The organism is Denitrobacterium sp., from assembly GCF_056180635.1.
Map to the genome: position 1 here is coordinate 1 of NZ_JAZZJS010000028.1, position 11,061 is coordinate 11,061.

Sequence of the window (11,061 nt, forward strand, 5' to 3'; positions counted from 1 at the left end):
AGCAAATCGGCGGAAAGAAGAAGTAGGGCGGTCTCATGGCACAGAAGAAAAATGTGAAAACGCGCGTTAAGCGTTCCGAACGCAAGAATATCGTCGTCGGCGCCGCGCATATCAAATCTACGTTCAACAACACGATTGTCAGCATCACCGATCCTCAGGGCAATGTGATTTCCTGGCAGTCTGCTGGCACGGTCGGCTTCAAGGGCTCTCGTAAGTCCACGCCGTTCGCCGCTCAGATGGCTGCAGAGGCTGCTGCCAAGACCGCTATGGAACATGGCCTGAAGAAGGTTTCCGTGTTCGTTAAGGGTCCTGGTTCCGGCCGCGAGACCGCTATCCGCTCCCTTCAGGCTGCGGGTCTGGAAGTCTCCAGCATTCAGGATTGCACCCCGATTCCGCACAACGGTTGCCGTCAGCGCAAGCGTCGTCGCGTTTAACTGAAAGGATTATGATTATGGCAGTGAACAGGACTCCGGTTCTGAAGCGTTGCAGGCAGCTGGGTATCGACCCTGTCGTGCTGGGCTATTCCGGCAAGGAATCCGAATACGGCATGCAGCTCCGCGAAAAGCAGAAGGCCAAGTTCATCTACGGCGTTCTCGAAAAGCAGTTCCGCGGTTACTTCCGTCGTGCCAAGAGCATGCCCGGCATCACCGGTGAGAACCTGATGGCTATCCTGGAAAGCCGTCTGGACAACATCGTGTTCCGTCTGGGTTTCGCCCGTACGCGCAAGGAAGCCCGTCAGGCTGTAACGCACGGTCACATCACCGTGAACGGCCGTCGCGTCGACATCCCCAGCTATCGCGTTCGCCCCGGCGATCTCGTTGCCGTTGCCCCCAAGGCCAAGGAACTTCTGGTCATCAAGAGCGCTCTCGTTTCCAACGAGCGTGTGCAGGTGCCCGCTTGGCTCGAGGTTGACATCGAGAAGCTGCAGGGTAGCGTACTGAACCTTCCCACCCGCGATCAGATCGATTTGGACATCAACGAACAGCTCATCGTCGAACTTTACTCCAAGTAATCTACGCGGCTTTTAAGGAGGCTTACAAAATATGACAGAGTTCATGAGGCCTACAATCACTACGGAAGAAGTCAGCGATACCGTTGCACGTTTCGTGGTCGAGCCGCTCGAGCGCGGTTATGGCTACACGCTTGGTAACTCCATGCGTCGCGTGCTGCTGAATTCTCTTGATGGTGCTGCTGCTACGGCTATTCAGATCGATGGTGTTCAGCATGAGTTCACCACGGCTGAAGGTGTAATCGAAGACATTACCGACATCGTTCTCAACGTGAAGGGGCTGGTCTTCAGCGCCTTCACCGAGGACGCGGTCGAGGCCACGGCCCGTATCTCCGCCGAGGGCCCCTGCACCGTTACCGGTGCCGACCTGGAAGTGCCCACCGAGTTCACGCTCGTGAACCCCGAGCACGTGATCGCCACGGTCGCCGATGGCGGCCAGCTGGATATGACGGTTCGCATTGGCGTTGGTCGCGGCTACGTTGTGGCCGACCGCAACAAGCGCACCGAAGATCCCATCGGCATCATCCACGTCGATTCGCTCTTCTCTCCCGTGCGTCGTTGCGCTCTGAACGTTACCGACACGCGTGTTGGTCAGAGCACCGATTACGACAAGCTGGTTCTGGAAGTCGAAACCGACGGTTCGATTTCGCCGGTTGATGCGGTATGCCAGGCGGCAAACATCATTAACCAGTACATGGGAGCGTTCCTTTCTCTCAACGAGAGCGAAGAGGAAGAAGGGGAAGAGGTTCCCTCCATCTTCGCTCCGGAAGGCGAGGAGACGAATGCCGAGCTCGACAAGCAGATCGAGGATCTGGACCTCTCCGTTCGTTCCTACAACTGCCTGAAGCGCGCTGGCATCCACGCGGTACGTCAGCTGGTCGAATATTCCGAAAACGACCTGCTCAACATTCGCAACTTCGGCGCTAAGTCCATCGAAGAAGTGAAAGACAAGCTCATTTCCATGGGCCTCAATTTGAAGCAATAGGAGAATCGAGAACATGAGACACTACAAGAAGGGTCGTAAGCTCGGCACCGATGCCTCGCATACCAAGGCCATGAAGAAGAGCCTGGTTGTCGCGCTGTTCACGAACGACCGTATCAAGACGATCGAGTCTCGCGCCAAGGAAATCCGCCCCGATGTTGACAAGATCATCACCTGGGCCAAGCGCGGCGACCTGCATGCCCGTCGTCTGGCCATCGCCGCTCTGGGCGACAAGGAACTCGTACGCGAGGTCTTCGAGAAGGTTGCTCAGGGTCAGTTCCAGGACCGCCAGGGTGGTTACACCCGCATCATGAAGCTTGGTCCCCGCAAGGGCGACAATGCTCCCATGGTGATCATGGAGCTCGTTACCGAGCCCGTGGCCAAGAAGGCCGTAAAGCCCGCTAAGGCTGCCAAGAAGGCTGCTGCTCCCAAGAAGGAAGAAGTTGCCGAGGAAAAGCTCGAGCAGGCCGCTGAAGGCGCTGCCGAAGCTGCTGCCGAGGAAGCCGTAGAAGAGGCTGTCGAGGCTGCTGAGGAGAAGGCTGAATAGCCAACTCGCTTATAGCGCATGAAAGACCCGCCACTTGGCGGGTCTTTTTTTGCGTCAGCTGGCTCCTCGCGTAGGATATCGGGTGGCGATTCCCGTTCGCGTGCGGAGTAGCGTGGCTTCCGTGCCATACTTTGCTCATGTCGATTAACGCAGCCACATATCAGCAGGCCGATACGCCCGTTCATCGTGTCGACGCGCGCGTGAAGATAACACTTGCCCTCGTGTATTCCGTGGCAATCTTCTTCGTCGATTCATGGTGGGGGATGGCCGCGTATGCCGCTTGCGCGATTGCCTGCTTTGCCGTGGCTCGCATTCGCGTGCTGGCGCTTGCGCGTCAGCTTGTGCCCCTTTGGCTCATTCTGCTGTTCACGCTGTTGTCCCATACCCTTAGCGGCGCTGGGTTCCTTGCGGGCCTGTTCTATATCGCGCGCATCGCGCTCATCCTCGCCGCATCGCTCGCGCTTACCGTTACCACCACGGCGAGCGAGCTCTCCCAGGCCCTTGAAAGCATGTTGCGGCCGCTGGCGCACGTGCGTCTTCCCGTGCGCGATATCGCTGCCATCGCAAGCATTGCGCTCCGCTTCATTCCTATCATCATCGACGAGTTCCACCTCGTCGTGGACGCTCAGGCGTCGCGTGGGGCGCGCTTTGCCAGCGGTGGTCCCTTGGCGCGCATACGCGCGTGGGGTGGGGCGTTTACGCCGCTTCTGGTGGGCCTATACCGCCGTGCCGACCGCCTGGCTGCAGCGATGGGCTCGCGCTGCTATGGCGCCACGGTTCTTCCCACGCGCTTGCACGAGCGACGGTTGGGCATCGTGTCGCTTGTCGCGATGACCTTGGTCGCTGCCGCATTGTGCGCCTGTTCAGCGCTGTTGTAGTTGCTGCGCGCGTAAGCCCAGGTCATGCCGCTGCGTGCATATATACTCCATAGAGAGTATTTCGCTTTGCGGGGCGTTTTCATTCGTGACAGCCTTCAACCGCGCGTATATAGTGAAGGTGGAATGCGAATGGGGGCGCGTTTCGTTTCGTGTTCAACATTCGAGAAGAGGGACCTGAGTGCTATTGGCTTTGCCAGGCATATACGTCGGTTGCGCCATTGTGGCGGCAGCCGCGTTGGGGCTTGTTGCTGGCGGCTTCCTCGAGCGCGTCGCGTGGCGTCTCGTTCACGACGAGCGCGTGCTTTCCGGGAAGTCGCATTGCGATGCGTGCGGCCATGCGCTTGCGCTTAAAGACCTCGTTCCCATCGTGAGCTGGGTTTCCCTGCAAGGCCATTGCCGCTATTGCCATAGGCATTTGTCGGCGCGCTATGCGGCGACGGAATTCGCGTGCGCGGGCCTCTTCGTGTCAATCGTCGTGTGCTACGGCATTACGCTCGAGGCGTTCGAGATGGTCGGGTTCGCTTGCTGTCTGGTGGTGCTTGCCCTCACTGACCTCGACGAGTCGTACATTCCGAATCAGACCATCCTCGCCGCAATCGTCATTCGCGCGCTATTCATCGGCGGGGCCTGGATAGCGCTTTCGGTGGGTGCACCCGTGCAGGCCGTGTTTGTCGATCCCGCGGCACATGGCTTTGTTTCGGTGGATGCCCAGGCGCTGGGCCTGGATGCGGAATCGTTCTGGGTTCCCGAAGTCGACATCGGCATCGTTGTATTCCGGCTGTTTGGCGAGTCGCTTACGGGAGCGGTAGGCGTGGGCGTGGCCGTGGTGGTGCTGGCGCTCGTCATGGACCGCGTACTGGGCCGCTCCTCGATTGGCGGCGGCGATATAAAGCTCTTTGCGGTTGCGGGCTTGTACTTCGGCGTGCACCAGTGCCTTTTCCTCATCGTTGTGGCGTGCGTGCTGGGCATTCTATTTGCGCTTACCATGCAGAATCGCGCTGGGTTCAGCGACGACGCCTATCGTATGGACCAAGCGTTGGCTTCCCAAAACGAGATGCCCCAAAGTGCGGAAAACGCGCCGGTCAACCCGCCGGAAGAAGAGTGGCCGTTCCTCGAGGAAGAGCAGGAGCGCGTCCGAGCTCACAAGGGCGTAGCGCGCATGTTCCCCTTTGGGCCTTCGATTTCGCTTGCATGCTGGGTCACCATGATGGTGGGTGGCCCCATCACGCGTTGGTACTTGGGGCTGTTCTAGTTCCCGAATAGCGTAGCGCGTTCCACGTAATCGAGCGTTTCCTGCGGCGTGGCGCATACTCTGAACAGCCCGCGGTCGGCGTGATCCATGAACTTCGCCTGCTCCATCTGGTCGAACATAGCTTCCAGCGCGTCGTAGTAGCCCTGCACGCTGTAGATGCCCAGCGGCTTGCAGCCCTTGCCGTCGCAAACCTTCTGTTCGGCCAGGGCGCTGAAGATCTCGTCGAGGGTGCCAATCGAGCCAGGTAGGGCGATGAAGGCGTCGGAGTGCTTGAACATCTCGGTTTTCCGATTGCTTAGATCGCGCGTTTCCACGATCTCGTCGCAGGGGAAGACGGGACGCTGCAGTAGATAGGGAACGCCCGTGGGGATAACGCCCAGAACGCTGCCGCCCGCATCGGCTACGGCGTGCGCGACGGCGCCCATGAGCGCGGTGTCGAACCCGCCAAACACGAGCGTATGGCCGCGGCGCCCCAGTTCCGCGCCTAGTTCGATGGCGCTGCTGATGTAGGGTTCGCCGGCGTTGACGTTAGAGCCGCAGAATACGCAGATGTTCATGGGGTCCTTCTTGGGTAGTTGGATTTTGGCGTGTTCGACCATTGTATAATCGAGCGGTAAAGATGCAAACGTCGGTAAGGAGCCCCTATGGCAACGATGCTCTACCAAGGTCACGGATCCTATCGTTTCACGCTTGCCAACGGGCAGGTCGTGTATGTCGACCCCTTCGCCGGCGAGGGCTACAGTGCGCCCGCGAATCTCATCCTGGTGACGCACGAGCATTTCGACCATACGCAGACGCAGCTTATGCCCCATGCGGCCGATTGCCGCGTGCTTCGTGCCGCCGATTTCCAGCCCACGCCGGGCGACTACCGCTCGTTCGATGCGTGCGGCGTGCATATCGAACCTGTTCAGGCATGCAACAAGAACCATCCTGTTGCCGAATGCGTGGGGCTCGTACTCACGCTCGATGGCGTGCGCTTCTATGCGTCGGGCGATACGAGCACGACGGACGACATGCGTTCGGGCAAACTCGCCGATATGCATATTGATTACGCCGTTTTCCCTGGTGACGGCTTCTATAACATGGATGTCGAAGAGGCGAGTGCGTGTGCTGCGCTCGTAGGCGCGCGTCATAGCATCCCCGTGCACCTGGTTCCCATGGATGGCAATCCCACGCCCGAAACGCTGTTCGACTCCGCCAAGGCCGAAGCGTTCCAGGCAAGCGGCCGCATCATCCTGCATCCGGGCGAGGAAATCGAGCTGAGCTAATCGCCGCCGAAATCGCAAGCGTAGTTTCATTTTCGTTTCTTTTGGAATGCGTCCCAATCCATTCAATTTGCCCGTGGGCGTGGTAACGCATTAACGGAGGGCCCGAGGCCCGGCCGTATACTCTTCCTGGACCGCCTGCTAGGCGGGCGGCATCATGCAAGCAGAGCGCAGGGAGAGGCCTATGCAAGCAGCGTATCCGCATATCTTCGAGCCCTTCACCGTACGGCACATGACGGCCAAGAACCGAATCGTCATGGCTCCTATGGGCACGAATTTCGCCAAGTGCTCCGGCGAGCTTTCCGAGGAGCACATCGCCTACTACGAACAGCGCGCCAAGGGCGGCACGGGCATCATCATCTTGGAAAACGTCGATATCGACTACCCGCAGGGCAGCAACGGCACCACGCAGCTGCGCATCGATCGAGACACCTTCATGCCCCGCCTGTACGAGCTTTGCGAGGCCGTGCATCGTCATGGCGCATGCATCGCGGTGCAAATCAACCATGCCGGTGCGGCCACCATGGAGCGGCGTATTGGCTGCCAGCCCATTTCGGCGTCGGATATCCCCAGCAAGGCGGGTGGCGAAGTGCCGCGACCGATGACGGTTGACGAAATCAAGCACGTGGTGAAGAAGTTCGGCGAAGCGGCCAAGCGCGCGCAGGCGTGCGGGTTCGACGCCGTGGAAATTCATGCGGGGCACAGCTACTTGCTCTCGCAGTTCCTTTCCCCGCTTACCAATCATCGCGACGACGAGTATGGCGGAAGCCCCGAAAACCGCGCGCGCATCGTGACGGAAGTCGTTCAGGAGGTGCGTGCCCAGGTGGGGCCGTTCTTCCCGATTTTCATTCGTCTTTCGGCCGACGAGCTGATGGAGGGCGGAAACACGCTCGAAGACTGCATCGAGTACCTGCAATACTTCCAGGAGGAAGTCGACGTATTTGACGTTTCCGCAGGTCTTGCGGGTGCGATCCAGCTGCAGATTGACATCGACTACATGCCCGATGGGTGGCGTGCCTATATGGCGCGCGCTCTGCGCGAAGCGTATGGCAAGCCGTGCATCACCATGGGCAACATCCGCAAGCCGCAGGTAGCGGAAGACATCCTGGCGCGTGGCGACGCCGATCTCATTGGCATGGGACGTGGTCTCATCGCCGACCCGTATTGGGTCAATAAGGTCGAGGATGGGCATGTAGAGGATATCCGCACGTGCATTTCGTGCAACATCGGCTGCGCGGGGCACCGCATTGGCTTGAACCAGCCCATGCGTTGCACGGTGAACCCCGACTTGTTCCATGATGACGCGTATCGCGAGCGCAAGGTGAAGAAGCCCTGCAACGTGGTTGTCATTGGCGGCGGCACGAGCGGTTTGGAGGCGGCATGCACCGCTGCCGAGCTGGGCTGCACGACGTTCCTCATCGAGGAGAAGGACGAGCTTGGCGGCTTGGCGGCTATCATCTCGCGCATCCCCGAGAAAGACCGCATCATGGACTTCCCGCGCTACCTGATTACGCGCGCGAAGAAGCTGCACAACCTGTTCATTTTTACGGGCGCGCCTGCAACGATCGACCTGGTTCGCAGCTTCAATCCCGATATCGTGGTGAACTCCACTGGCTCCAACCCCACGCTGCCGCCTATTCCCGGCTTGAAGTACCGCGTCGACCAGCCGGGCACGCGCGTGGCCACCGCGTTGAAGCTCATCGAGCGCATCAACGAGTATCCAGAGGATATGACGGGCATGGAAGTCGCCATCATTGGTGGTGGCGCGACGGGCCTGGATATCATGGGCGTGTTTGCGCCGCGCGGTGCCAAGGTGACGATGATCGAGCGCTCTCCCGCCATTGGTGCGGGCCTCGACCCCGTTACGCGCAGCGACACCCTTAACAAGCTGCAGAAATACGGCGTGCGCCAGATGACGCGCACGGCGCTGCAGGAAGTGCGCGACGACGAATTCGTGGTGGAGGACCGCGAGGGCAACAAGCACATCATCCCGTTCGACTATGGCTTCGTCGCATTGGGCATGCGTTCGAACAATCCCGTGCTTTCCGAACTGCAGGAGGCGTTTGCGGGTACCGATGTGACCCTGTACAACATTGGCGACAGCAAGCGGGCGCGCCAGATCATCCATGGCACCATGGAGGGACGCGACATCATCAGCGTCCTGGAGCGTCGCCAGTTCCTGTAGGCGAATTGATGGCGGAATGAGAAGAGGCGGGCTTCGGCCCGCCTCTTTGCGTTAGAGCAGCTCTTCCAGGCTGCGCACGGCTATGGTCGCGCTGGCCTGCAGCTCCTCGAACGTGCCCGTCTCGTCGCAATCGTATGCGCCCACGGTGCGGATGCCCGTGCGCATCATGGTGCCCACGGCATAGGTGGCATCGTCGAATCCCCAGGTGGTTTCGGGCGTCGAATGCATGGTTTCCATGGCGTGCAGGAAGATGCCCGGCTCTTCCTTGCTCATGTTCAAGTCGTCGGTGGTGCAGACTTCCGCGAAGTATTCCAGCAGACCACAGCGGCCAAGGCCCGCTTCAACGTAGCGCTTGGGGCTGCTGGTTACCACGCAGCAGGGAATGCCCAGCTCGCGCGCACGTTCCAGGATGTCTTTTGCGCCAGGGAGCGCTTGCACGCGTTCGCGGTAGAACTCGAGGAGCATGTCGTCTTCGAGCTTCAGGACGTCTTCGGGCGAGCTGCCCACGCCGTATTTCTCGAACCAGAGCACGGCGCTTTCCTCGATGGGCAGCGCGCGGATGCTCGTAAGGTCTTCGGGCGTGACCGGCGCATTCGCCATGCCTTCAAGCGCCTCTTCCGTTTCGTTCCATGCGTTCATGGAATCGAGGAGGGTGCCGTCGCAATCGAAGATGAATCCGCGGGTTCCGGCGAAGATGTCGGTCATGGGGTTGCTCCTGGAGGTTGAGAAGACGCTGGCTATAAAAATGCTCCCTCCCCGTAGGCGGAGAGGGAGCGCTGGTGAGGCGGCCTATTTGAAGTAGGCGACGCCGCTTTCGATGATGGGCTGGTAGCTTAGGCCGGGCACGTTCTGGTACAGGCCCGCGCCGCTACGTTCGGTGTGGCCCATCTTGCCGAACACGCGGCCGTCGGGGCTGGTGATGCCTTCGATGGCATATGCGGAGCCGCTGGGGTTGGCCGCCCAGTTCATGCTGGGGTTGCCATCCTCGTCGACGTACTGCGTGGCAATCTGGCCCGCGGCGGCGAGCTGCGCGTACAGCTCGGGCGAGATGACGAAGCGGCCCTCGCCGTTGCTGATGGGCATGGTGTGGATGTCGCCCACTTCGCATTCGGCAAGCCACGGCGACAGGTTGCTGGCAACGCGCGTGCGCACGATGCGGCTCTGGTGGCGGCCAACGCTGTTGAAAGTGAGCGTGGGGCAGGTGTCGTCCATGGGGCGGATGTCGCCGAACGGCACGAGGCCGAGCTTCACGAGCGCCTGGAAGCCGTTGCAGATGCCCAGCATCAGGCCGTCGCGGTTCTGCAGCAGGTCGCGCACCGCCTCGGTAACGGCGGGGGAGCGGAAGAACGCCGTGATGAACTTGGCGGAACCGTCGGGTTCGTCGCCACCCGAGAAGCCGCCGGGAATCATGACGATCTGGCTGTTCTGGATGCCCTTCACGAGCGCCTCCGTGCTTTCGTGCACGGCTTCGGGCGTGAGGTTGTTGATGATGAGCGTGGTGGCTTCGGCGCCCGCGCGCTCGAAGGCGGCTGCGGTGTCGTATTCGCAGTTGGTGCCTGGGAACACGGGGATGATCACGCGGGGCTTGGCAATGGTGCCGTTGAATACCAGCGGCGTGTGGTTGCTGCTGGTAACGGCTTCCACCGTGCCTTCCTGGTTGCGGTAGGGGAATACCGGCTCGAGCTTGCCTTCCCAGGCTTCCTGCAGTTCGGAAAGGGAGAGGACCTCGCCTGCGGCCGAGAACTCGTACGCTTCCGTGGTGGTGCCGATTTCGCCCACGTACATGCTGCCCGTGGCCTGCGGGATTGCCGCGCCGTCGGCCAGCTCGACGTAGAACGAGCCGTATGCGGGCGTGAACAGGTCGCCACGCTCCTCGTTGTCGTTCAGCGTCAGGCCGATGCCGTTGCCCAGGCACATCTTGAAGAGCGCTTCTGCGGCGCAGCCGTAGCCAGCGGTGGATACGGCAAGCGCGCTACCAGCGCCGATGAGCTCTTCCACCATGTCGAAGGCGGAAAGGAGGTCTTCCACGTCGGGCGTGAGGTTGTCTTCCTGGTAGGCGGGGCGAATCTCGATGACGCGATGGCCTGCGCCCTTGAATTCGGGGCTCGTGATGCGATCGTCTTTGCCGCAGCCCGTGCAGAAGCTCACCAGCGTGGGCGGTACGTCGATGTCCTCGAAGCTGCCGCTCATGGAATCTTTGCCGCCAATGGAACCAACGCCCAGGTCGACCTGGGCCATGAGGGCGCCCAGCACGGCCTGTGCGGGCTTGCCCCAGCGCTCGGGGCTGGTGCGCAGCTTCTCGAAGTACTCCTGGAAGGACAGGTAGGCGTTCGCGCGCTGGAAGCCGGCGGCCACGAACTTGGCCACGCTTTCCACGACGGACAGATAGGCGCCCGTGAACTGGTTCGCTTCCATGATGTAGGGGTTGAAGCCCCAGGCCATGCCGCTGACGGTGTGCGTCTCGCCGAACACGGGCAGCTTGGATGCCATGGCCATGGCGGGGGTGAGCTGGCGTGCGCCGCCGAAGGGCATGAGCGCGGTGCCGGCGCCGATGGTGCTGTCGAAGCGCTCCACCAGGCCCTTCTTGCCGCAGACGTTCAGGTCGGTAACCAGCGACGTCATGCGTTCTGCCAGCGTGTCGCCTTCCCAGCTGGGCGCATATGCGCCGCCGGCGCACAGGTGCGCGGTCTGAAGCTTGGGGGCGCCGTTGCTGGCCAGGAACTCGCGGCTTACATCTACGATGGCCTCGCCGTTCCAGTCGATGCGCACGCGCGCGTCGCCGGTAACGGTGGCCACGGGCGTGGCTTCCAGGTTCTCTTCCTTGGCGTATGCGAGGAATTCTTCCACGTCGGCGGCGTCCAGAGCCACGGCCATGCGCTCCTGGCTTTCGGAAATGGCAAGCTCGGTGCCATCCAGGCCGTCGTACTTCTTGGGCACGGCGTT

General features: G+C 61.0%; 11 protein-coding genes. 8 read left to right on the forward strand and 3 right to left on the reverse strand.

From position 1 onward, the window contains the following. Window positions 1-35: 35 nt before the first annotated feature. From rpsK to AC04P6_RS02485, 6 genes are all read left to right on the forward strand, one after another. On the forward strand, window positions 36-434 hold the full coding sequence (rpsK, locus tag AC04P6_RS02460) for a 30S ribosomal protein S11 (RefSeq protein ID WP_475565005.1): 399 nt from the start codon (window positions 36-38) through the stop codon (window positions 432-434). Between the two features lie 17 nt (window positions 435-451). Further along, on the forward strand, window positions 452-1,012 hold the full coding sequence (rpsD, locus tag AC04P6_RS02465; RefSeq protein WP_475565006.1) for a 30S ribosomal protein S4: 561 nt from the start codon (window positions 452-454) through the stop codon (window positions 1,010-1,012). A gap of 31 nt (window positions 1,013-1,043) precedes the next feature. Then, window positions 1,044-1,994, forward strand: coding sequence for a DNA-directed RNA polymerase subunit alpha (locus tag AC04P6_RS02470; RefSeq protein ID WP_475565007.1), 951 nt, complete (start codon window positions 1,044-1,046; stop codon window positions 1,992-1,994). A 13-nt stretch (window positions 1,995-2,007) separates the two neighbouring features. Continuing rightward, the gene (gene rplQ, locus AC04P6_RS02475; protein ID WP_475565008.1) at window positions 2,008-2,538 is read left to right on the forward strand and encodes a 50S ribosomal protein L17; all 531 of its coding nucleotides are present in this window, start codon (window positions 2,008-2,010) and stop codon (window positions 2,536-2,538) included. Window positions 2,539-2,675: 137 nt separating this feature from the next. Continuing rightward, on the forward strand, window positions 2,676-3,416 hold the full coding sequence (locus tag AC04P6_RS02480; protein WP_475565009.1) for an energy-coupling factor transporter transmembrane component T family protein: 741 nt from the start codon (window positions 2,676-2,678) through the stop codon (window positions 3,414-3,416). A gap of 220 nt (window positions 3,417-3,636) precedes the next feature. Then, complete coding sequence (locus tag AC04P6_RS02485; protein WP_475565010.1) at window positions 3,637-4,668, forward strand: prepilin peptidase; 1,032 nt, start codon at window positions 3,637-3,639, stop codon at window positions 4,666-4,668. Here AC04P6_RS02485 and AC04P6_RS02490 read toward each other — a convergent pair. Beyond that, complete coding sequence (locus AC04P6_RS02490; RefSeq protein ID WP_475565011.1) at window positions 4,665-5,225, reverse strand: LOG family protein; 561 nt, start codon at window positions 5,223-5,225, stop codon at window positions 4,665-4,667. The two genes, AC04P6_RS02485 and AC04P6_RS02490, sit on opposite strands and share 4 nt — an antisense overlap. A gap of 87 nt (window positions 5,226-5,312) precedes the next feature. Between AC04P6_RS02490 and AC04P6_RS02495 the strand changes: the two genes are divergently transcribed. Next, complete coding sequence (locus AC04P6_RS02495; RefSeq protein WP_475565012.1) at window positions 5,313-5,936, forward strand: MBL fold metallo-hydrolase; 624 nt, start codon at window positions 5,313-5,315, stop codon at window positions 5,934-5,936. A gap of 181 nt (window positions 5,937-6,117) precedes the next feature. Beyond that, window positions 6,118-8,118: an oxidoreductase gene (locus tag AC04P6_RS02500; RefSeq protein ID WP_475565013.1), complete on the forward strand. Its 2,001-nt coding sequence runs from the start codon at window positions 6,118-6,120 to the stop codon at window positions 8,116-8,118. Between the two features lie 51 nt (window positions 8,119-8,169). On the opposite strand, the gene AC04P6_RS02505 is transcribed toward AC04P6_RS02500, so the two are convergent. Then, complete coding sequence (locus AC04P6_RS02505) at window positions 8,170-8,823, reverse strand: HAD family hydrolase (protein WP_475565014.1); 654 nt, start codon at window positions 8,821-8,823, stop codon at window positions 8,170-8,172. A gap of 84 nt (window positions 8,824-8,907) precedes the next feature. Further along, window positions 8,908-11,061 (reverse strand): phosphoribosylformylglycinamidine synthase subunit PurQ (locus tag AC04P6_RS02510; RefSeq protein ID WP_475565015.1); only part of this gene is annotated, 2,154 nt, incomplete at its 5' end.